Consider the following 26,005-nt stretch of genomic DNA (forward strand, 5'->3'; position numbering starts at 1 on the left):
GTAGGTTTGTGTGATTTTTTCAATTAAAAAGTGGTTTTCGGAATCGGATTTCAGGTCAGAATTCATGATCAACTTACCGGGCGATGTTATCTTGTAAGAATTTATCCCGCTTCCCGGAGAATAATTCGTAGCATCGGAATTCGCAGGGTAGCGCACCGTTAAGCAGATTGATCCTTTTTGAAGGTTTTAACCCGATTTTCGCCAAACATTCGAAGTTGGAACTGATGATCCAGGCTGTCATGCCTGAAAATTTATGTTTCAATATGCGACCAATCATTTCGTATAACCCGATCAGGTCTTCGGTTACCAGACGTTCTCCGTAAGGCGGGTTGAAAAGAACCAATGCCGGTTCTTTGGGTTCTTCAATATCTTGCATCGGCTTTACTTCAAGCTTGATGTATTTTGAAAGACCTGCGCTTTTTACGTTTGCTTCGGCAATACGGATAGCGCGCATCGACATGTCGGATCCATAAATAGTATGGGTGAAAGGTCGTTCGCCGCTGTCATCGTTGTAAATATTGTCAAAAAGCTCTTCGTCGAAGTTCTTCCATTTTTCGAATGCAAAGCTGTTTCGGTAGATGCCCGGTGCAATGTTCAGAGCAATAAGAGCCGCTTCGATCAGCAGCGTACCCGATCCGCACATGGGGTCGATAAAGTCGGTTTCGCCCTGCCAGCCCGAAAGCAGAATCATTCCGGCAGCCAACGCTTCGTTGAGCGGAGCTTCGGTCTGGTCGCTCCGGTAGCCGCGCTTGTGCAACGACTCTCCTGAACTGTCCAGTGAAAGCGTACAGTTGTTTTGCGCTATATGAATGTTGATGTATAAGTCTGGATTAGTGAGTTGTACGGAAGGTCTTTTCTTGAAGCGTTCCATAAAATAGTCGGCAATGGCATCTTTCACCCTGTAGGAGACGAACTTTGAGTGACGGAAGTCGTCGGAATAGACCGTCGAATCAATAACGAATGAGGTGTTCACATCCATGTATTGCGACCAGTTGAGTCGCTTAACTAACTCGTAAACCTCGTCGGGGTTGTTTGCTTTGAAGGTGGCTATTGGTACTAAAATCCGCGATGCGGTACGTAAACGGAAATTTGCCTGATAAAGGAGTTTGAGGTCGCCGGTGCATTTTACGGCACGGCGTTGCAATTCAATATTGTTGGCTCCAAGTTCGGTTAGTTCTTTTGCCAGAACTTCTTCCAGTCCCTGGAAGGTTTTTACGATGATGTCGAATTCTTTTTGTAACACGTTGTTTTATTTACAGTTTAGTCGTTTGCGATGTGAGATTGGGTCTCGCAGATCAAAGAGCAAAGGTAGCTATTTTTGCCTGTAATTGTTGTTCTGAAACGCAATATGGTTGCAAGAAGTCGTGCAGTATTCCTAAAATCAGCGGACTGAATTAAAATTCTTTATGAGGAGAGAGGAATGTCCTTATTTCGGCACTATGCGGTAAAAATGCTAATTTTGCAATGACAAATCAATATTATCTTTAGGATTGCTATTGGAATTTATGATGAACGCTAAAATGTTATTTTTTAGCAGATTTCAATCGTAAATCGTAAATGATGAAATCGTAAATCGCCCTCATGTTCTTATCCAATTATCACAGTCATTGCAATTTTTGCGACGGTCGCAGCTCGATGGAAGAATTCGTGCATTTTGCCATTGCCAAAGGGTTAAAACGGTACGGATTCTCGTCACATGCTCCGCTGCCATTCGATACGTTTTGGAACATGCGTGCCGACGATTTGCCCGAATACAAAGCCGAATTCAGGCGGTTCAAAGAGAAATATGCCGGTCAAATCGAACTCTTTCTTGGTCTTGAAATGGATTATATTCACGGAGTGTTCGAAGTGCAGGATGTTTTTTATCCAGTCGATGATCTGGATTATCTGATCGGTTCGGTACATTACCTCGATCGCCTGCCCGACGGTTCGTTTATGTCGATAGATGGCAGTTTCGACAAATTCAATCACGGACTGCAAACCGGATACGATGGTGATGTGTGGGCATTAGTCCACCGTTTCTTTGAAGCAAGTCGTGCAATGGTCGCAAAAGGCGGTTTTCAGATTGTGGGGCATATGGACAAGATCGCTCTCAACGCTTCGAAATGTCCGGAGTTTTCCATTCGTGACCCGCACTACCTTAATCTGGTGGGCGATTTGCTCATGCTGATAAAAGAGAAGGGGATGATTGTGGAGATCAATACAAAATCGCTCGTGGTGAAAGGATTTACTTATCCTGATATACAGTTTTTTCCTCTGCTCAAAGAACTCGACATTCCGGTTGTTGTCAATTCCGATTGTCATTATCCTACCAATATTCTCGAAGGCTTTGTTCCTGCCTATCAGGCTCTGAAAGCCGCTGGTATTACCTCCGTTCATCAACTGATCAACGGCTCGTGGCAGCCGGCAGAGTGGGAGGGAAAGCGGCAATTCGCGCTCGCATAGATTAGGCTATTTTGCCATTAAGGCATTGAACATAAAGATAAATCTGAATGTTCAATGCCTTAATGGTTGAATTTTTTATGTTTGGAAAATTGTGTTATTCTGATATTTTGTAGAGTGAAATTTGTTCTTTTTGTGCTGATTTTGGTGGAAATTATTTGCTTGATCAGTTAATTTAAATCTCGTAAATTCTACTTATTGAATATTCAGTTCTTTGTATATCAACATTAGTCAGTAACGTACTATTAAAAAAAGCATATTGAAGACTCTTGATATCTATATTATGCGAATTTTCCTTTGTGTTACATGAAGAAAAGTAATACCGTTTATTCTGAGATAAAAATTCTCTTCTTTTTAACATCTTTCCTTGGTTTCCCATTGGAGTATGAATTGGGTTTAGTATGATTTTTGTTTTGCTTAAGATGTCATTGAATCTTTCAAGTAAGGATTTATCGTCTGATAACCTAAATTCAACTCGATTGTCTTCACTTTGTATGTTTTTTAAAATATTTATTTCTCCGCATTGAATTATCAAGACAGAAATTCCATTTATACTAAAAGTTCTATTGGTTTCAAATTCATGTAAAAGCCTATCTGCTAATTGATAGTTGCCCTCTATGTCGGAAGATTGTGTTAGAATTTGATTTGTATAGAGGTTTATTAACTGTCCTTTTGTGATGCGATAAAGACAATTGCGAATTTTATCCGTATTAATATTTTCTAATTCGAAGACAACTTCAATTGTCTTGTTGGTGATTAGATCTTTTAGAACTTCGATATCATTTACAAATCCGATAGTATGCCCACTAAACAATAATAAATCAGATTTGGAACTGTTTATAATATTGCTTGTTAGATTTAGACGCAAAGCATCTGATAATCCGTGGTAATATGAAACAATCTCAATTGTCATGGTATAATGTTCATAGTTCAACTTTAATTTTACCTTCTCCTTCTTCCCCCTTTCTTTGTTCCGCTACTTTTTCCCTTGCTTCTGCTCTCTTTGCGTGCCGAAGGATAGGTGGTTGAGACGGTAGGTTTTTCTTCACCTTCGTGTACCAGAGCAAAATCGAGCTGTTTTTTGTCGAGGTTAGCGCGGGCTACCTGCACGGTGATGGCATCGCCTAACTGGAATTTTTTACGGAAACGATGTCCTTCAAGACAATAGTTTTTTTCGTCGAAGATATAGAAATCGTCGTCCAGATCGCGGATGGGAATCATGCCCTCGCACTTGTTTTCGTTCAGTTCCACGTAAATGCCCCATTCACTTACGCCGGAGATCACCCCGTCGAATACCTGTCCAAGCCGTTCGCTCATAAATTCCACCTGTTTGTATTTGATGGAAGCACGTTCGGCATTGGCGGCCAGTTGTTCCATATCGCTGCTGTGCTGGCAGCGTCCTTCCCATTCCGAAGCATTCACGCTCGGTTTATCTTCGGCATAACGGGTCAGCAGGCGATGCACCATCATATCTGGATAACGACGGATAGGCGAAGTGAAGTGAGTATAGTAGTCGAAAGCCAGTCCGTAGTGCCCGATATTTTCGGTACTGTAAACGGCCTTTGCCATTGAGCGTACAGCCAGCGTTTCAATCAGGTTTTGCTCTTTTTTGCCCTGTACCTCGTCCAGTAAGTGGTTGACAGCGGACGATACTTCGCTCTTTTTGCCCGACGTCTTCAGTTTGTACCCGAAGCGGTGGATGAACTGCGCGAAATTTTGTAATTTTTCGGGGTTCGGCTCGTCGTGGATACGGTAAACAAAGGTTTTTCCCTTGCGCCCTTTGCCGGGTTTGCCGATATGTGTAGCCACTGTTTTGTTGGCCAATAGCATAAATTCTTCCACCAGTTTATTGGAGTCTTTCGCTTCTTTGAAGAATACGCTGGTAGGTTTGCCTTTTTCGTCGATCTCGAAGCGCACTTCTACCCGGTCGAAAGCGATGGCTCCAGCTTTGAAACGGCGTTCACGTAATATTTTTGCCAGCTTGTCGAGTTGCAACATTTCTTCTTTGTAATCGCCCTCGCCGGTTTCTATAATCTGCTGCGCCTCTTCGTAGGTAAAGCGCCGGTCGGATTCGATAACGGTACGCCCGATTTTGTAATCATGAATATTCGCCTCGTCGTCCATTTGTACCAACACAGAGTAAGTGAGTTTTTCCTCGTTAGGGCGTAATGAACAGAGCCCGTTAGAGAGCTTTTCGGGTAACATCGGTATCGTGCGGTCGACTAAATAGATAGAAGTTGCGCGGTTTTCGGCTTCTTCGTTGATGATAGTTTTGGGCTTCACGTAATGTGTTACGTCGGCGATGTGGATTCCCACTTCCCAGAATCCATTATCGAGTTTGCGCAACGATAGGGCGTCGTCAAAGTCCTTGGCATCGCGCGGGTCGATGGTGAAGGTGACGATGTCGCGGCAATCAATACGTTTGGCAATCTCCTCTGCTGTGATTCCGGCATCGATCTTTTCGGCCTCTGCTTCTACTTTTTCCGGATATTTGTATGGTAATCCGAATTCGGCCAGAATGGCGTGCATTTCGGTGTTATTGTCGCCCTGATCTCCAAGAATATCAATGACTTCTCCCACCGGATTCTTGTCTTGTTCCTCCCAGCGAACCATTTTAACCAATGCCTTTTGTCCGTTCTTTCCCCCTTTTAGCTTGTCGGCGGGAATGAAAATATCATTCGACAGATATTTCTTATTAACGACCAAAAAAGCGTAAGATCCCGTAATATCGAGTACCCCCACAAAGGTTTCTTTGGCACGCTTTACCACTTCCAATACTTCGGCTTCGGGCTGACGACCTTTACGTCCGGCATAGAGAAATGCCTTTACATAGTCCTTGTCCATGGCGCGATTGAGGTTTCGTTCCGAAATGAAAATAGGAGCTCCGCCGTCGTCGGGTATCAGGTAAGTTTTACGCGATGTGCGGTCGATAGTTCCGGTGATATTTCCACCTCTGATATTGAGTCGGAATTTCCCTCTTTCAATCTCAATGAGGGTGCCGTTGTCCGAAAGTTCGCTTAGGATTTCGGTGGCCATTTGTTTCAGGGGAGTCTTGGTCAGTCCCAGTATATGAGAAACCTGTTTGTAATTGAATGAACGGTTGGGTTCCTGGTTAAATAAATTGGTAACGGAGCGTTTGAGGTCAGCTTTTCGCATCCGGCCTTCGGTTTTAGGAGTTTTGTCCTTCATTCTTATATGTGTTATGAGCCTATTCCTGAGAATTCAGAGAGAAGGCTTGTTTGTGTGATAATTGCAGAAAATTCTGTTGTGATTAATTGATAAATCAAAGGTACGTTATAATATGTAGAAAACCATGAGTGCGGGAAGGTATAAAAAGTTTGTCAGGGCGAAAAAGGAATGACCCCAAAAGTCAGGTGAAAAACTTTCAGGGTCACTTTGTTTTTTCTTATTAAAAGTACAGATTAAAAGCCGAAACTTTCTATCTTTTGTTCTTTGGCTTCTCCTTTGGGAATGGGCTTTGCTATTTTCTGGTCAATGTTAGCGTGAACCACTATCGCTTTCGGCGTTGCCGGGCAAATATATTCACAACCGCCGCATCCTACACATATTGCATCCTCCACATGTGGGATTCGCAGACCGTCTACATAGGCAACCATGCTTACTGCCTGTGTCGGACAATGTTCAGAACAGGCACCGCAGTCGGTATGTTCCTTGTAAACGATACAACTGGTCTGTGTAAAATGCGCAATGCCCACCTGGGTTATGTGCTTTTGCTCACGGGTCAACGGAACAAGTGCGCCCGAGGGACAGACGTTGGAGCAATGCGTACAATCGGGTTGGCAAAATCCTTTATTAAATGCCATTTTCGGCTGCATCATACCCATGATACCGTAGTCGAATGCTGTTGGATGCAATACTTGTGTGGGGCACTCCGACACGCACAGGTGACAAGCCGTACATTTTGTATTGAAATTGTCGCGCGTTCCGGCACCCGGAGGCATAATCGGTTCAGCCTTCTTTACCCCCAGTTTGTTTTGTGCAATGGCAACAGGAGCCGTGGCTACTGCAGTTGCTCCTGCAATCAGGAAGTTGCGACGGGAACTGTTTTTGACTGTGTCTGAAACAGTATCGGCTTTCTTTGCAGGCAACTGAAACCGATAGCTAAGAGCGCTCTGCGAGCAGGTTGAAAGGCAATTGAAACAATCAACACAACGCGAATGATCGATTGCGCTGTTTTTTGAGTCGATACATTGCGATTTGCACGAACGGGCACAAACGCCACAGTGATTACATGCAGAATGGTCTACCACCACTTTGAAAGGAGCAAAACGGGAAAAGAGACCGAGGAATGTTCCCACGGGACAAATCGTGTTGCAATACAAGCGTCCTCGCCAAAGCGACATTACGGCAATTGTAATCAGAAAGAGGGTTGCAATAGCTACCGGAACTAAAGCAAAACCAAGAGAATTGATATGGTGGAAAAAATTGTTGTCGGATGCGTTAGCCGGCACCATCAGGTTGTTGAGCGGAATCAAGGCCGGGCGAACCAGGTCGGTCATCATACGACCTATGTTGCTATACGGATCGAGTAGTATTACAAGGAATGAACTACCTACTGCAAACGCGACTACCGTAAGAACCAGAATAGAATAGCGTAGCCAGTTGTTTGGTTTTGTGTATTTGAAATAACGTTTTGCACGGTTCTTTTTTACTCCTCTTGATGTGAGTCGGTTAAATACATCCTGTAACACCCCGGCCGGACAAATAACCGAACAGTACAAACGTCCGAAAATCAGCGTCAGCAGAACTACAAAAAGTGCAGCGCCCCAAAATCCACCCAGTAGCGCCGGTACTAACTGAAGGTGCGCCAGTTTTGCCGCATCATGTGGCAAAAGATGAAAAAAGTCGATAAACAACAAAAAAACAGGTATCGTCAGGACGATAGCCAGAATAACACGAATCCATTTTAACCACTTCATATCGATATTGATTTTTTTAGAGAACGGAGATGTGATGCAAAGTTAGCAAATTAGCGCAATTTGAAAGCCTTTCCCGGATTAAGGTAGTCAGCAAAAAAGCCGTACCAACCCAAATTGGATTGAAACGGCTTTGTAAGGTTTAAATATGAAAGTGACGAACTTATTTCTTCTTGTTTTCCAAGTGCTTTTGGTAACGGTTCATAAACTTGTCCACACGACCTGCTGTATCCACCAGCTTTTGTTTGCCGGTATAGAACGGGTGTGAAGAACTAGAGATTTCGAGCTTTACCAAAGGATAAGTTACCCCGTCAATTTCAACGGTTTCTTTCGTAGCAATAGTCGAGCGGGTGATAAATGTATCGCCATTCGACATATCTCTGAACGCTACGGGTCGATAGCTTTCCGGATGAATTCCTGCTTTCATTGTTGTGTTATAATTAATTTAGTTGAGTTTTACTTTTGAGCCCGCAAAGATAGTGATTCATTTTGGAATTGAGAAATAAATTTGTTTTGTTGATGACGAAATGAGTTGTCGAATTTTTCAGAATACCTCTGACACGGCATCTCATGGTGTCATCTCTTCTTGTTGTGATTTGACAATTTCTGGGTTTTTGAATAAATGACCGTATATATTAACATGTATTAACTATTCAATGTGTTGTATTAATATTATTAAATTTGCCTGTATATTAAGAATCGCATACATTTGCAAAATCTATTTAAAGTGCAACTTCGCTTTAAAGCAGCTACATCATTTTCTTCTGAATAGCTCAGGCAGATTCTTGCTAATTTATTTTATGGGCCTATTCACCAACCAGATCTGAGAAGAATTCACCAAAGTTTTATTCTGTTTGCAATTTTAGCACTCTTTTTTCTGAACCAAAACAGGAGCGCCATACTAATACTGATAATCCGTGAATATAACACTATACTTATGCACCAAAAAAACATGTCCCAGATCTTCGGTCAACAAAGTTCTAAACCACGTTTTCCACAAAAAGTAAGCTCCGATAATGTTTCAAAGACAGAAACAAAACCGGACATTCCCGGTAGGGATTTTCAGAGTAAGATGACACGCACAAGCATATATACGTCTGTATGTTTGGCGGTTTGTTTTATATTTCTAACGGTATGTCCAGCTGTTTTTGCTCAAACCACTCAAACATTCACATCCAGTGGTAGTTTTACAGTGCCAACAGGAGTTACATCCCTCAAAGTGGAAGCTTGGGGCGGTGGAGGCAAAGGCGGTTCCAGAACAACTAACGGGAGTGGAGGCGGAGGCGGCGGTGGAGCCTATAGCCAAAGTATTATTTCCGTAACTCCTGGTTATAATTATAATTACGTAGTTGGAGCAGGCGCAACTTCAACATCTTCCGGTGGCGATTCGTACTTCATAGATGCTTTAACCTTGTTGGCAAAAGGAGGTAATAGTGTTGTTGATAACTCAACGTCGGGAGCAAACGGAGGAGCTGCAAGTAGCGGTGTTGGAACTGTCAGATACAATGGCGGCTCTGGTGCTGCTGGTAGCGGAACATACGGCGGTGGCGGTGGCTCTTCTGCCGGAAATGCATCAAACGGAAATAGTGCATCTGGTGCAACAGGAGCAACGGCACCTACAGGTGGTGGCGCCGGAGGAAGTGGTCGTAGCAGTACGCAGGGTGATGGTAGCTCGGGTAGTATTCCCGGTGGTGGCGGCGGTGGAGCATATAGAACCTCGAGTTCAACCAGAAATGGTGGTTTTGGAGCTAATGGACAAATTATATTTACATGGATAACGGTATCGGCATCTGCGACAGCTACCTATTCAGGTGGAAGCACAGGAACCATAACCGCTACTGCTGCCGGCGGAACTTCCTATACATACAGTTTGGATGATATAACTTACCAGTCGGGAAATACTTTTAGTGGACTGTCGGCAGGGACCTATACCGTTTATGCAAAAGATATCTCCGGATGCAAATCGTATACAACTGTAGTCGTTCAGCCTAGGCCAATCTACTATGTACGTGCTTATAATGGAAATAATAGCAATACGGGACTTTCATGGTCTCAGGCATTTGCGACTGTTCAAAAAGCCGTTGAAACAGCCAATGCTCAAACACCGAAGGGTATGGTTTGCGTGGCGGCCGGTGATTATTATCATGACTCAGGTTATGATCTGACAGATGGTTATCAGACATACACTTCATCTACGGGGTACTTATGGTATGAGTGGTCGAATAATTTTTTGATGAGAGATGGTGTTGATGTCTATGGTGGATTTCGTGAATACAGAACTGCCGACAATAATAGTGCCGGATTTCAGGATAGGCTGCTGCTTTCAAACGACCCCAATTATGCTACAGTTCTTCATGGAGGAGACAAGCAAAGGGTTTTAGGACCTCTTTATTCATTAGTCTGGAACAGTGGCGCGGTTAATTATGACGCTGCTCTTTTGACAGGATTTACGAATTCAACCACATGGGACGGATTTACCATAACCGGAGCAAACATGATACGTCCTTCGGCTACAGCTACTCAATATGATGAGTGTTGTGGTGCCGGAGTATTTATGGTCAATAATAGCATCATAAGTCATTGTATAATAGAAAACAACATTGCCGGAGGACCAAAAGATGACGGTGCCGGCGCACTTATGCTTGGAGGCGGAAATCTTTTGAATTGCATTATCCGTCATAATAAGGCATATTTTGATGGTTCCGGCAATTGTTCTGGAGGTGCCATACGAATGATTCGGGGTAATGCCAAAGTCATCAATTGTTTGATTTATGACAACACCGCAGAAAAAGGTGGCGCGATCAATCTTTCTTTGGTCAAAATGAACACCGGCACTTACGTCCCAAGTTATATTGTCAATAATACCATTGCCAATAATTCATCTACTGATGGTCCGGGTCTGCGTATCAAATATGCTTCGGCAGCAGCCGATGATAACGGAGACTATACAACCATAAGGTGTTATGTTTACAACAATGCTTTGTGGGATGGGCTTACAAGCGCAGCAAGCAGTTCAACATACCCACCGTTCAGAGAGGCATACAATACATTCAAATCCGGGTATATTCCTCCTAAAAACGCTAACACTGCTGCCGGATCATTAGGTACAGGCTCGTTTTTATTCGGAACGACCAACACAGGTTCCTCCAATGCACCATATTTTGTCAATCCCGGCACATCAGATCCGGTTGCAGACTACAGACTACAGGGCAATTTTTCAACTCTTTGCAATAATGGAACTGCCATTGTTCCAGTAGGATACCCCGTCGGAGCGCCAACACCTCCCACTTCTGATTTACGGGATTTATACCGGAAAAATTCAGGCTCAGGAGTTCCTGATATCGGTTGTTATGAAGTAACTCCCCGTATTTTTTATGTGAATGATGCTGCCGGCAATAAACTGGATGAGAAATGCAGAGGCAGAAACTGGACATATCCTTACGCGTCATTGCAATTTGGATTGGATCAATATGACCAGTATGACTTTCCTCAGGTTTGGGTTGCAAAAAGCAGCACCGGATTTATTCCAACTAAAAATGCGACAGGAGCGAATGTCTCTGATGCGACGGCAACGTTCATTTTAAGAACTAACCTGTCTCTTATCGGTGGATTTACGGGGACACAAGCATCGGAATTTCCCGGTAATTACAACGAAATTTTCACAAAACCAACACAGCGAACAGATCTCATCACAAACAAGGTACGACTGTTAAGCCTAAATGCCACTTCAATTGTAAGTTACAATCCGGCAGCTACCGAAACATATATAAACGGCACCGGTAGTCCAACATGGGCGGGGGCAACCATTGATGGTTTTACCATAAGCGGAACAGTTGCTGGTAGCAGCGCCGTTTCCCTACCTGACAGCGCTACTCTTCGCAATTGCCAAATCATTTCCAATTTGGGAGATGCATTGTCGGCAGGGACGGCATCCTCCGTATCCAATGCGTTGCTCACCGACAATGTCGGTAATGCAGTTACATTAAGAGGAACTAATGCGATAGTTACCAACGCAACAATAGCCAATAATGGAAGCTACGCTATTTCTATTCCGGGAGGAACGGGCTCCGCAACGCTTACTAACTCGATTATATGGGGAAATAAGGCAAACTTTGATGCGCTTGCCGATACAGCAAAAATAACGGCTACTTACACGGCTTTGTCTACAGCCTCTGCCTCCAACGATACTCCTCTTAATAAATGGATATCTTTCTCAAACGGAACAGGTAACATAAATTTGTTTCACAGGTCTCCCAACTTCAAAAAACGCAAAGGAAATTATGAGCTTCAACTCATTTCTCCCTGTCTTGATGCCGGATTGCTTTCGGCTAACAGTCAGCCGATTGACGTGTACGGGCAGCCCAGAAGTTATGGTGGAAAAATTGATATGGGTGCAATTCAGAAACAATCCGGTGATGGTATTTATGCAAACAGCGGGACCAATACGTTTTCTTATTTCAGGGCTTCTGGCACACCTTCTCTTTCTAATCTTACGGGGCAGGAAGTGTTGGCAAAACCCGTTTCGGTGATTAATTTGGGAGGCTCTACAACTGTTAAGCCTAAAGTGCTTTTTATTCAGGACGACAACACTACGGCTCCAATTATTTATAATGGAAGCATTAAGGCCGACTCTACTTTGTATCTCCGAAAGCTGACAAAATACAGATCGAGCGGACTCGCTTACTGGACTTTTATGGGCTTTCCTTTTACATCGGCACGGTTGGATAGTATTGATGGGTTGAAAATCGAAAATAGCGTAAGGTCCGACCAATATACCGAATCCATTCGTGCCATTAACGGGGCGAACAAATCGGCATGGAAGCCCTACATGGGTACCAACCTGACAGATCCAAATCTGAAATGGTTCGTGCCCGGCAGAGGGTATGCCGCATCATTAAATGCCAAAGTGCCGGATCAACCTGTAAGTACTACCCTTATTGTTCCGGCTCAGAAAGGATCTACAATCTCGGATGCCGCAGCAACATTAACGGATCCTGTCAGCTATACTGAGACGTCACGTCCCTGGTATGACAAAGGATGGAACCTGATAGCAAACCCATTTGCACGTACGGCAAAATTCGGTTCAGTACCATTGTGGAATGCAAATCCGTACACATCCGGCTCTATTTGGCTCTACATTGCAGATCAGGATACTTACGATGTAATACCTACCGTATCGTCGTACTATACCGACAATGGATTGTCTGCCTATGGAACCTTTTTTATTCAGACATACGGCACGGCAACAACAACTTCAACCGCAGAAATCAGTACAAGCGGGAATGGGACAGCTCCTTTACGCACAAGAGCGTTCCCATTTTCGACAACATCCGAAACTAAGCCAGAAGTATTCAGATTACACCTTGAAGGGAATAATTTGAAATACAACACATATGTGATTTTTAATGACAGCGCTCGTGCAGAAGCTGCAGCCATCGAAGATGCGCCCACAATGGGAGGCCTGTCTGGAAATAGTATTCAAATGAGTACTTATGCGACAGGCAGTGATCTTGCGCTTTCAGTAAATACGCTGCCATTTACAGGAACATCAATGGAAATACCCCTTAGTGTTACTATTCAGCAAAAAGGAAGCTACACGTTTTCTTTGCAGGAAAGTAGCAAATTTAAGACGGTTTACCTCGTTGATCCGGCCGGTACTTCGCACAATATTTCCAAAGGGAATTATAGTGCCAATATAGATTCTACGGGTTCGTTTAGCTACAAACTGATATTTGAGAAAAAAGACGAAAGCCACGACAAAGAGGATGTGTTAGAAAAATGGGGAATACACATCTACGAGAGCAATGGTAAAGTAGTTATTACCAGCAAAGATCCTCTATTGCGGGTATATTTATTCCGCATGAATCAACAATTGATTCGTGCTATGGCGAATTGCGGCACTAATTTTCAGTTTCAGTTGCCATTTCCGGGAGCCTATCTTGTAAAAGTTACGACCGAAAAAGGAACTTTTTCCCGAATTGTAGTGAAGCATTAACCCTGAAAATTGAACAATAATTTTTTTAATTTGCAAAAGGGTCAGTCGGGTTAAAATGAAATTATGAATTGTTTAACTCGAGAGACTCTTTTGTTGTTTTAAACGTTAAATAGCTTATTTGCAACACCTTTTTAGCAATCACATTATATCTTTGTTATGCTAATAGTGTTTTTAACGTTTATCGAAAAGAACATATAATTCAACTTTCTAAATTGAATATTTATGGGAAATTTTACTTTTTCTACAAGATATAAATTGCAAGGCTTATTGTTAGTTTTATCTATCTTTCTTTGCAATATTGACTGTCTTGCTCTTGATACCTGGAATGGTAGTCAAAGAGGCCCCGCTCCCGCCTTAAGTGGAAATACTTATACGATTACTCGATGTAGAGAGCTTGCATGGCTCGCCGATCAGGTAAATGGAGGCAATTCTTTTGCCGGTTACACAATCGTTTTAGGAGACGATCTGAATCTTGCCAACTATAGCTGGACACCAATCGGTAATAACAGCCGTCCGTTTTTGGGCAATTTCAATGGTCAGTCACGCACAGTCTACAACCTGAATGTCAATAATTCGGCAAACAGTTATGCTGGTTTATTCGGATATATCGGAAATAATGCTTCTATTTCGAATACTTTTTTATCCGGAGTTGCTGTTTTGGGGTCATCTTATGCAGGTAGTCTGGTTGGTTGCACTGGAGATAATATTTCCATAATCAATTGTTCTGCGGTTAATGGTAGCGTCACAGCCAATGTAAATTATGCGGGTGGCTTAATTGGTTATTCGCAGGACGGAGTGGTGAAGAACAGCTTTTCTTCCTGTAACGTTTTAAGCCCGGGAGCTGCCAGTGTGGCCGGTGGATTTGTTGGTAGTATCTACAAAACCAGCTCTTCTGCTACAACATTCATCAATTGCTACTCGACCGGATATGTAACGTCCACCGGATATTGCGGCGGATTTATTGGCTCAATGGACGGAGATAGTCCGTCATTTACCGGTGATATCGTTAACTGCTACGCAACAGGACCTGTTTTGTTCTATAATTATAATACAACAACTGGTGGATATGGCGGAGCATTCGTCGGTAATATAAGCAATAAATCAAATGTAGTAAATTGCTTTGCTACCGGCAGTGTGTATGGATTTACTAAAAACGGAGGGTTTGTCGGTTCTACAAATGGGAATCCCACATTTATCCATTGCTACTTTGATATACAGGGCACCGGAACAACGGTAGGTATTGGGAGAGGTTCAGGACAGGATAATCAAAAATACAGCCTTTATGGGTTGTCTACCAGCGAAATTACTACAGCTTCTGTTGTATCTGGATATCTCGACAATGCTGATTACGGAACAGGTGTTTGGACGTTTACTAACGGATATTATCCCGAACTGACAAGCTTTAAGACCGGGAGTGGTGGTTACACCTCTACTTCTCCTGCGATTACGGTCCCGGCACTAACTCCAACAGCAGAACAAACAGCATGGTCTTCTTTATCCTCAACACCTGAATTCTTTACCGATCCGGATAAAAGTATCAATGTGGCAAATGCAATCACGGCTCCACTAACGACATCTCCGATAACAAGCGCATATTTAACATGGGATGGTAACCCAAGAGGCGGAGATAAAGGGGCTTTAGCTTTTAACACTTCCAGTGGCGTTGAGACAATGATTCCTATCTTAAACGGAAATTATAATTATCAGGCTACCGATGGAGCCGGGAGAATCAAACCGTACTTTGTTCATATAAATCAGACAAAAGCCTATTTTGTCAGAGCCTATAGCGGAGTAGATGATGGAACAGATGGAACCGGACTGTATCATGATGGAAAAACATGGGCTAAAGCATTCAAGACTGTACAATATGCTGTTGAGAAGGCAAAAATGCAAACACCAAAATTTTTGGTATGTGTTGCTGCCGGCAATTATAATTACAATGCATCATATCCGTATGCTACCGGCGAAAACTTCAGAATGTCCGGAGGGGTAGATGTTTACGGAAGTTTCAAAGAAGATAGCACTTTAAACAATGGGTATGCTGGTATGGACACGCGCTTTGCCAGCGGATATTCAGTTTTGAATGGAAGCGCTACCCGTTCTGTTTTGGCTCCTGACTCTGTCGATTATAAGAAATATACGACCTGGGATGGTTTCTCTCTGACAGGCTGCACAACGTCCGGATATGCAGCTACAATTCCCGGGAAAGGGTGGTTGTTAAATGCTGTGTTGAAAGGCAATAATAATGCATTGAATCTGTTCAATAGGTCAAAAGCGGTAAATATTCTGATCGCAAACAACAACAATGTAACCAACGCCGTCGTTGCCATGGCAGATACAGCCAAGTTGGTTAATGCGACTATCGCATACAACAGCGGCCCGGCAATTGCAGTTAGTGGTACTCTGAAACCAATAGTGACGAATTCGATCCTTTGGGGAAACAGTAGCAATTTCTATGCTTCCGGCGATACGGCTAAAATAGTCGTCAAATATTCAGCATTATCCGGTGCTCCTGATTTGGGCGGAAAATGGGTCACGTTTGGAAAAAGCAATAATAACATTGATCTGTATCACAGATCTCCCAATTTTAAGGAACCTGGAAAGTATAACTATGAGTTGTCGCTTATTTCTCCTTGTCTGGATATGGGAGATATTACACAAAATACGACAGGAATAGACGTTAGGGGAAAAGATCGTTACTATTACGGCAGTACCACCACTATTGACATGGGAGCGTATCAAAAACAGCCTAGCGACGGCATTATTGTGACAGGCAACAATGCATTTGCTTATTTTCGTTCGTCGCTAACCATTCCAACCATCTCATCTTTGACAGGATCAGAAGTGTTGGTAACGCCTGCGGCTACTCTGGATGTAACCGGCTATTCACCTACGCCAAAATTGCTAATGTTGCAGGACAACAATATCAAGGCACCTTTAGTAAAAGGAACAATGACTGCCGATAGTATACTGTATGTCCGCTCGTTTACAAAATATTGTTCAAATGGGATTACTTTGATGTGGAATCCATTCGGCATCCCATTCACGTCATTCAAACTTGACAAGCTGGACGGTATGAAAATAGAAAACAGCGTCAGAATAGAGCAATACGACGAACCAACTCGCGCCCGTACCGGAATGACAAAAGATGCCTGGAAACCTTATCTGGGAACAGACTGGACCAACAATTCTTTAAGTTATTTTGTTTCCGGACGGGGTTATATGGCTGCAGTAAATTCAAAAGTTCCTAACAATTTAGTTTGCAACACGCTTATTGTACCGGCACAAAAAGGTACCATAATAACTGATTCGCCCAATATTATTTCGATCCCGATAACCAGGACGGTGTTGACTCATGGTTGGGGAGAAGAAGGGTGGAACTTTGTTGCCAATCCATTCTATCAAACGGCTACCTTTGCCGACAATCCCGGCTATTGGCCATCGAATAGTGACTTTACGCCGGTTTATATGTATCTGCCTGAATACAACATGTACGACGTAATTTTGCTAAACAATTTCAATGCACAGGGACTTTCTGCATTTAGTACGGCTTTCATTAAAGCTAGTGTTAATACACAATGTCAGTTGCAAACTTCACCACTGAGTTCTCCGATGCGGGTCAGCCAGTTCAAACAACCAGATAGTAAAAGCGTATTCAGGTTGCAAATTGCAAATCAAAACGGGCGTAGCACGGCCTATGTCATTTTTGCCAACGGAACGCATTCGGAAGGCGTCGATAATGAGGATACGCCGTCGTTGGAAGATGTTAATACAAATTCATTGGGTATTGCCACAAACGCGAACGGGAGTTCTACCGCTTTAGCTGTGAATGCCATGCCATTTATCGGAACCAGGATGGAAGTGCCGGTATCTGTAACAATACCGGAAGGCGGATCATACACCCTATCATTGCCGGAAGGCGACGATTCTACCTCCGTCAAGATTATTGAATCAAATGGAACGGAACATAACCTTGACAAAGATACATTTACGATCACAACAGACAAAGAAACTACACTTAATTACACGTTGTTGTTTGATCGTAGCAAGGTTGCTGCACCTCAAAGTGGATCTCCGTTAAATTCAGATATCCTTGTTTCTCAAAACAAAGAAACGATTACCGTCATAAGCAATCAGAATCTTAATAAGATATATGTTTTTACAATGCAGGGTCAACTTATCCAAGCGTTTACAAATAGCGGAACTTCTATTCAATTTAATCTGCCGGCTGCCGGTTCTTATATTATGAAAATCATTGCAGATCAAGGAACGATAAACAAAAAGATAGTTTGCCAATAAGCAACAGTATCGGATACGAAACTTCGAAAAGCCGTCTATTTCTATTATGAATAGGCGGCTTTTTTACGATTCCCTGGCTTGTTATCACCTGCGATTTTTTTTATGAAAATCTGACTTTTTGTGGCGATAATAAGTTCATAACTAGTCAATAGGTGTTTCTTCTGTTTTAAATGCCAATCTGAGTTTATTTAAAACAATGACACTATTTGTCTTGTTTTTGCTTTTGATTAAAAAATATAAATAGAAACGCTTCTTTTTAACTAAAATTCAATCTATTCAATTCTGTAGATATCACTAAAAACACTTCGTGCCACCTAACTTTAGTAGCATTGGATAGATTGCTTACTTATTATTTAACAACATATTAATGCTTCGTGCTAATTCATGTGTGTAGTTTTTATATCAGTCTCATTTTTAGATGTTTTGGTTTGAGTGTGAATAAATTAAAATTTAGTTAACAGATCAAAGATTATTAGCTATAAATCACTTTTATTCATAACTTTGTGTCTTTATGGGGTTTTGTATCTGAATAAATGCTTTTTTTCGGTCAACCATAAAAGATTCAAATTTTAAACTCTTTAATCCTTGCGAGAAAAATACTTTCTTATGGGCCAAAGAAATTCAAATATAAAAAGCAATCTACACGTGGTATGTGTATTACTCATTCTGCTTATTACATCGTCTACTATAAGTGCTGCCACAAAAACATGGAATGGCGGAACCGGTACAAATAAAAATTGGAATACGGCATCCAACTGGCTTCCCAGTGGTGTACCAGCGACTAACGATGATGTTGTTTTTAACACAGCCGGGACTATCACATTTTCGTCCTTGCCGGGAAATATCTCATACAATTCTCTCTCTATCAATCAGGGAAGTGTCACGTTAGTAGGAACTACGCGAACGTTTACATTAGGTGGTAATACAGGGGTGGATTTCTTAGTTGCAAGTGGAGCTGTGTTGACCATTACGAATATAAATATTACGCTCGCAAATAATAGTACTGCAACGATTAACGGGACGTTGAATGTTGGAAGTGGTAGAACGTTTACTACGAACGGGACGAATGTAGTAACAACTGTAAATGGGTCAATCAATAATAGCGGAACTGTCACCTGCACTACCGCATCTAAGCTACTTTTTCAAACGGGTGCTATATATCAGCATGCCCAAAACGGAGGAACAATCCCTACGGCCACATGGGATGTAAGTTCAACCTGCTTAATGACAGGTATAACAAGTACGATTCCTTTAGGCTTGTCGCAATCATTTGGGAACTTTACATGGAACTGTACAGGGCAAACCGGCAACCCGTCATTTGTTAATAATCTGATAGTTAATGGTGACTTTACCTTAAATGCCGGAACGTTTACTCTTAATAGTTCGACAGCTTATTCCTTAACCATAGGCGGTAATTATATTCAAACCGGAGGAGTTTTCGATTTTAATAAGGGGACTTTCGGAACTTCAAATGTTTCAGTAAGCGGTAATTTTAGTAACACTGCCGGTTCAAATTCAATAACTACCACCGGGAGTGGAGCTCCTAATGGAAACTTTATATTTAACGGAACCAATCAAACGTTGAATATGCCGACCTCTGATGCAGCAACCTGGACAACATATACCATTAATCCGGGGAGCAATGTTCAATTGCTTTCAAACATAACATTAAATGGATCCAATTCTTCCGGCTTTTATGGGCAAATAACAGTAAATGGCACTCTTGATGTCGGATCTTACACTATTACTGATACTGGAACGACGTCAGGAGCAACGCAATTTAACCTCAATTCAGGCGGTACTTTAATTACCGCAAACACTAACGGGGTAAACGGAACCATACCATCTGCCACTACCACGAAGAATTTGAATGCATCTGCCAATTATATTTTTGATGGAACATCTGCTCAAGTTACCGGCACCTTGCTTGCCAATGCCAATAATCTCACGGTAACCAATCCTGCCGGTGTTACCCTGAGCAGTAACGTGACAGTTTCGGGCAATCTCTCAGTGCTGACATCCGGAACAACGTTAAATTGTGACCAATACCAAATAACAGGCAACTCAACCGGTACAATGACTATGGATCCGGGAACGACTCTCACTATTGGTCGTAATGGACAATGGGATACAACCGATTTTCCAACAAACTTCACCAAAGCGCACATTTCCTTAGACCCAACAAGTACTGTCATATATTATGGAGGATACCATAATAGTTTCTCTTCATCTCCAAACTATGGTAACTTAATAATCGCATGTAATTCAGGAATGGCATGTGTTGCTTCAGGAGATTTGACTGTCAATGGTAATTTGACCATTAACGCTAACACAACTTTGAGCTTAGGATTTACAGGAACAACAACGACCATCGGAGGTCAGTTGATTGACAATGGTTCTCTTGTTTTTACAAACTGGCCGGTTAAAACGGTAACCGTATCAGGAAATTTATCCGGTACCGGAACAATTGATATGACCCAACAAGCTCATATACTTAACTTAAAAGGGCAAAACAACAGTATCGGAACTTTGACTACTGATAGCTATAATAGTATAGTAAATTACGGATATACAGGTGCTGGAACTCAGCAGGTGTTTGCATCACCCAATTATCAAAGCCTGACTATTTCAGGCGGTGGAGCGAAAGCTTTACAGGGAGCTGTTACAGTAAGTAACACATTGTCCTTAAGTAGTGGAGTTTTATCAACGACCACAAGCAATCTTCTAACTATTGCCAATACAGCGACTACTGCAATTGCGGGTGGTTCTACGGCATCATATGTAAATGGCCCGATAAAATGGGTGCTACCGGCAAATCTCACTTCCGGATCAACGTATATGTTTCCGATTGGAAATACGACCTACCTGCCCTTTGTATTGGTAAATCCAATAACATCGGGGACATCTTCCGCTCAGGTACAAGCATTTAATGCCGGGTGTGGAGGCCTCGCTGACGGCACCACAATTACTGCGATTAGTAATACAGAGTATTGGTCATTGGTTACCGGTTCTAATTTTACGGGTAGCTCTGTCGCTGCAACCCGTCAGACAGCCATTACTCCTAATAATGCCATTGCCGGCAGTGCGCTTCTTAGCGGTACATATGTCAGTCTTAATGGTACAGGATCAACCTATAGTGTTTCAAATTCGGATCCTATTGGTTCCAACCGTTACTTTGTGCTTGCAGCTACCGTTCCTACAATACTGGTTGCCCCAACAAGTGCTTCATTTTCTGGCGTCGTAGGGTACAATTCTTCTTCACAGTCATTTGTTGTTACTACGAAAAAACTGACGGCGAGCATAACCATCTCGGCTCCTTCTAATTATCAGGTTAGTAATGATAACTCAACGTGGGGGAATAATACTAGCCTGACAACTGCAGGAGGAACGCTCTATGTGCGATATGTTCCGGTAGCCATACAGTCCAGTGTGGTGGCCACTGTCACATTATCATCTTCCGGAGCTGCAGATAAAACAATATCGCTTACAGGAGCAGCATATAAAGATGCCGTTTATGTTCGTCAAAATGGATACGGAACCCAAGATGGCACAACATGGTCGAATGCTATGCCTTATATCCAACAGGCTGTCGAAACTTCATCTGGATTACCGGCACTATTGCCGGTTTATGTGGCTGCCGGTAGCTATTCCCGATACTACACAAACGGAGATTATGCGACCTATTCATCAGGTAATTGGAATGGATGGGCGAATGCCTTTGTAATGCGGGATGGAGTTAGCGTCTATGGTGCATTCCCGGAAAATAATACAACAGATAACAATAGTGCAGGATTCAATGATCGTGTTACATTGACATCCGGAAGTTCTCTTTATACAACAACGTTGAATGGAAATACTGATGTCAGAGTTGTTGGACCGGCCTATTCTGTTACCCCACTTCTTGGGTTAGGATCAGGATTTACAACATCCACGACTTGGGATGGATTTACTATAACGGGAGCAAAAATGGCCACTAATAACGGAGGTGGTGATGACGATTGTGGTGCGGGTGCGTTTTTAGTTCCTAATGCAACACTTAATCATTGTATTATTGAAAACAATAAGTGTACAGATAGTAATACCAATGATGGGGCTGGTGCTGAAATGTACGGTGGGGCATTGTATAACTGCATCATTCGAAACAACTCCGTTAGCGGTACCTGGGCAGCAGGTGGAGCTATTAATATTCATTATAGTGGAGCTAAGATAGTAAACTGTCTGATATATAAAAATAGTGCAAACATGGGTGGTGGTGCGATCGCACTTGCTGCATATAGCGGTACAAATCCTAATTATATAATAAATAATACTATAGCAAATAATACATCACCAAATACAAGTGCATCCGGGATTCAGATGTTTGCTACAGAATCAGCCACTACTTATTTATACAATAACGTTGTTTGGGGAAATGCTGTTACTTTTCAGGCTGGAACGACAACAGAAAACTACAATGCCTGGCCTAATGGTTACACAGGAACCGGTGCAAATAGCTTTACGTTAGGTTCCGGGACGAATCCTGCTGGGTTTGTTAATGTGACTTCCGGTAGCGAAGATTTTCGACTGGCCTCAGGGTCTGCTTTGATAAATAAAGGTTCCGGATCTGTGACTAATTATTCATTGGTAAATGGGATGGATATTCGCGGGGTATTTCGTGATGCTACTCCAGATTTGGGCTGTTACGAACAAGCACCCAGAATCTATTATGTTAATAATGCATCAGCAAACGCCAATGCTAATGGGCGTAACTGGACGACTCCTTATAAAACGCTTCAGGCTGCATTGGATCAGTGCGATTCTAACGATTATCCTCAGATATGGGTTGCGAAGGGTTCCGGAAATTACACGCCATCAAGGAATGCGAGTGGTTCCTCATCTACCGGAGCAGACGCCTTATTCATACTAAAAGATAACATGTCAATATATGGTGGATTCTCGGGAACTTCAGGCACGGAACCTTCGAATTATGGTGACATTGCAACCAAAATAAATGGCCGTGTTCTCTTGAATAACACTCCGGTTTTATCAGGTAACAATATAAGCAACGCGTTGATCAGTTATAACACGACTGCAAACAATGCAATTATAGACGGATTTACTTTGACGGGGACGACTGGAGGCGTAAGTTACTACACGGCTACGATTCCGGCAAATGCCATTATTCAAAATTGTAAGATCAGAGGAAATGCGACCAGTGGTCTGAATCTTGCGGGTACAGCTTACAATGTTGTAATTGCAGACAACACAGATAATACGGCTACCAAGGTGTGTGGAATTAACCTTTCCGGTAATGCCAATCTTATAAATGCTACCATTGCTAATAATGCCGGTGTTGCGATCAATTCAGGTTCAGCAACTGCGACAGTCACCAATACTGTTTTGTGGAATAATTCGGACAATGTCGCCGGTACTCTTCCAAACATAACTTACAGCGCTGCCAGTTCAAATTATGCCAGTGGATATACAAGTAATATCTGGAATGCGAATACGGCAACAACTCATAATTTTGAGCTGTATCATCGTTCTCCCAATTTCAAAGATCCTGCAAATGGCGACTATTCTCTACTGCTGATTTCACCATGTTTGGGGAAAGGATTGGCAAGTTCTAACCCTACCACTAAGGATGCAAACGGGAATCCTCGCAAGAATGGAACATCTATTGATATTGGAGCTTTCCAGAAATGGGATGGATACAAGGTGAATGGTAGTGGAGGATCAATTACGAAATATTCTGATGGTACTGCGGCAAGCCTGTCTGATCTGAATAATTCGGAAGTTATGCTTAATCCGGGAACCACATTGAACATATCAGGAACAATTACACCATCAATCCTTACTATATACGATGATAACACAACATCGCCAATAATAACCTGTGCAGCTTCAGGCTCTTTGACTGCGAACAAAGCTTTTTATATGCGTAAGTTCAAGAAACTAAGACCTGATGGAAGTCAGGCCTGGACATTCTTTGGTGTACCCTATGACGTTAATGTCAATAATATTGATGGAGCTATAATTGAAAATACAGCCAGGATCGAACCCTATACCGAAAAAACCAGAGCCGACTATGGAGCTAATAAAAGTGCATGGACAACAAGACTGAATACATCAAACAGTACAATGCACAGGGGAACAGGATATGCGCTTCAGTTAAATAATAAAATTGTGGACGGCGATCCTTATTATGGAAATATTGTTATCTTCCCATCTGCTGGTGCTGTTACATTTTCCAATGGAGATATATTTAGCAGAACACTGGAATATGATACCAACGCAAATACGTCATGGTTCGATTGGGGGTGGAACTTTATATCTAATCCATTTCCTCAAATTGCAACCATTGAGTATAGTACCAGCAACTATTGGCCATTAAACAGCAGCGGTACTACAGATCCGTCGGTGAACGCATATGGAGGAGGGGTTTATACTTACGATACAGACATTGATACTTATGACATTATCCCTCTTACCAGCTTTTACACCAGGGGACTTGCCCCCTTTGCCGGATGTTTTATTAAAAACGGAGCCAATATTGGAAATATTCAATTCAAACAACTGGCATCCAGTTCAAATCCGCTAAAAGTAAAGAGTTTCTCAGACGCCCCTCAGATAACGGCTGACACATCAAAACCTATGTTGTTTCATTTGCATGCCTCCGGAAACAATAAAGCAGGAAATACATATGTACTGTTCCATCCGAATGCTCATGCGTCTCAGGTGGAAGTGGAAGATTCTCCAAACTGGTCTGCGACGTCAAACGGCTCGAACATTGTACTGAATACTTTTGCGGAAGGAAGTTCTTTGGGGCTAGGGATCAACATGCTTCCATTTACCGGCAATTCAGTGGAAATTCCCCTGCAGGTTAGTGTTCCCGCTAAAGGCGATTATACGATTACGTTGCCGGAGAAAGACTCAACTTTGGTCGTTTATATCAAAGATGACTCCGGATCACTAACCAATCTGAATTTATCTTCGTACACATTTTCGGTCGCCGATGCATCTTCGGTTCCAAATTTTGCTTTAGTGTTCAGAAAGAAGACAGGTTCGCTTGGCGAAAATACTGACAGCAGAATTACATTTATTCAAAGCCAGACTAATGTCGCTGTCTACGGTCTTGACGTGATGAAGCAACTTCTTGTTTACACTCCAACCGGGCAGCTCTGCAAACAAAAAGAGCTAAACGGTTACGAAACTTCAATTGATTTACCATCTACACCCGGAGTGTACCTTGTGAAGATTGTTACCAATAAGGGATCGGTTACGAAGAAAATAATCAATCCATAAATCGGAATTCTATTTTGTAAGGATCAAGAGAGGTATGTATTTGGATAAAGTACATGCCTCTCTTTTTCTCATAGTATGACTCGTGCTTATATCAACCCTGTCAAAATTACTCTTCAATGGAAAATGGTTAATCAATATCGGTTCAGCTAATATACTAAACCGGACCACATATTTCATCTTTCCGATCTTTATGCTACAGATAATTTATTCCGGTCACTCCTTATTATATAGTATAACTTATCAGAGCAATAGTCAAATGCTCTAACAGCTTTTTTATATCTTTGCCATCTTACATTAAAACAACTATACTATGCCTCTCGAAATTGAACGGAAATTTTTAGTCAATGGAAACTTCCATCCCTTTATAACGAGCACTACCTATGTAATGCAGGGTTATCTTTCATCGGTTCCCGAAAGAACGGTTCGTATTCGCATTAAAGACGACAAAGCTTTCATTACAATAAAAGGAAAGAACAATCAATCGGGGGTAAGTCGCTACGAATGGGAAAAAGAAATTCCGGCTGAAGAAGCACGGGAGCTAATGTTACTTTGTGAACCCGGAATTATTGAAAAAAAACGACATGTCATCCCGAATTCTTCCTTTTTTTTTGAGGTCGATGAGTTCATGGGAGACAATTCAGGACTCATAATTGCCGAAATCGAACTCCCAACAGAAGATACTTTGTTCGAAAAACCATCCTGGTTGGGTGAAGAAGTGACGGGAGATGTACGTTTTTACAACTCTTTTCTGTCTAAAAATCCCTATGCAAAATGGAAGTTGAGCAAACTTTGAATCATTTTTGCGAAAAAACAGACCAAATTCTGATATATTTCCGATTGATAATTGGAGAATAAGACGTCAAAAACGGGGGGATTCTTTGCTGGGGATGAAGAATGCGTGTAAAGCCTCCATTTTTTTGGGGTTCCTAACCGGACACATATCAACCGGATATGGGTATAGAGTCATTTTTATACCAAAAAGGAGGTACTCGTATTTGGATTTATCAGAAATAAGGTGTTACTTTGCACCCGCTTTGAGAGAGAAACA

Annotated in this window: 9 protein-coding genes and 1 pseudogene; 5 read left to right on the plus strand and 5 right to left on the minus strand. The window is 42.2% G+C overall.

Annotated features, from left to right (window positions below; genetic code table 11):
- Positions 1-85: 85 nt before the first annotated feature.
- A pseudogene (locus F8N35_RS02925) lies at positions 86-1,222 on the minus strand (THUMP domain-containing protein); the annotation flags it as partial.
- A 359-nt stretch (positions 1,223-1,581) separates the two neighbouring features.
- Here F8N35_RS02925 and F8N35_RS02930 point away from each other — a divergent pair.
- Positions 1,582-2,445, plus strand: coding sequence for a histidinol-phosphatase (locus F8N35_RS02930; protein WP_293049850.1), 864 nt, complete (start codon positions 1,582-1,584; stop codon positions 2,443-2,445).
- 172 nt (positions 2,446-2,617) lie between these two features.
- Here the strand turns inward: F8N35_RS02930 and F8N35_RS02935 are convergent, their stop codons facing one another.
- The 4 genes from F8N35_RS02935 to F8N35_RS02950 form a co-directional block, all read right to left on the minus strand.
- Positions 2,618-3,355, minus strand: a complete 738-nt coding sequence (locus tag F8N35_RS02935; protein ID WP_293049851.1) for a hypothetical protein — start codon at positions 3,353-3,355, stop codon at positions 2,618-2,620.
- A gap of 29 nt (positions 3,356-3,384) precedes the next feature.
- Positions 3,385-5,631 carry a ribonuclease R gene (rnr, locus tag F8N35_RS02940; RefSeq protein WP_293049852.1) on the minus strand — a complete coding sequence of 749 codons (2,247 nt, stop codon included), beginning with the start codon at positions 5,629-5,631 and terminating at the stop codon, positions 3,385-3,387.
- A gap of 233 nt (positions 5,632-5,864) precedes the next feature.
- Positions 5,865-7,382, minus strand: coding sequence for a 4Fe-4S binding protein (locus tag F8N35_RS02945; RefSeq protein ID WP_293049853.1), 1,518 nt, complete (start codon positions 7,380-7,382; stop codon positions 5,865-5,867).
- 160 nt (positions 7,383-7,542) lie between these two features.
- On the minus strand, positions 7,543-7,806 hold the full coding sequence (locus F8N35_RS02950) for a type B 50S ribosomal protein L31 (protein WP_068700992.1): 264 nt from the start codon (positions 7,804-7,806) through the stop codon (positions 7,543-7,545).
- 525 nt (positions 7,807-8,331) lie between these two features.
- Here F8N35_RS02950 and F8N35_RS02955 point away from each other — a divergent pair.
- The 4 genes from F8N35_RS02955 to F8N35_RS02970 all read left to right on the plus strand — a co-directional run bounded on the left by F8N35_RS02955 (position 8,332) and on the right by F8N35_RS02970 (position 25,750).
- Complete coding sequence (locus tag F8N35_RS02955; RefSeq protein ID WP_293049854.1) at positions 8,332-13,374, plus strand: hypothetical protein; 5,043 nt, start codon at positions 8,332-8,334, stop codon at positions 13,372-13,374.
- Positions 13,375-13,596: 222 nt separating this feature from the next.
- Positions 13,597-17,673, plus strand: a complete 4,077-nt coding sequence (locus tag F8N35_RS02960; protein WP_293049855.1) for a T9SS type A sorting domain-containing protein — start codon at positions 13,597-13,599, stop codon at positions 17,671-17,673.
- Positions 17,674-18,279: 606 nt separating this feature from the next.
- A complete protein-coding gene (locus tag F8N35_RS02965; protein ID WP_293049856.1) occupies positions 18,280-24,957 on the plus strand; it encodes a right-handed parallel beta-helix repeat-containing protein in 6,678 nt (2,225 codons plus the stop codon).
- 310 nt (positions 24,958-25,267) lie between these two features.
- Positions 25,268-25,750 carry a CYTH domain-containing protein gene (locus F8N35_RS02970; protein ID WP_293049857.1) on the plus strand — a complete coding sequence of 161 codons (483 nt, stop codon included), beginning with the start codon at positions 25,268-25,270 and terminating at the stop codon, positions 25,748-25,750.
- Positions 25,751-26,005: the final 255 nt, after the last annotated feature.

It is taken from the genome of Paludibacter sp., assembly GCF_009712605.1.
Classification (GTDB): Bacteria; Bacteroidota; Bacteroidia; order Bacteroidales; family Paludibacteraceae; genus Microbacter.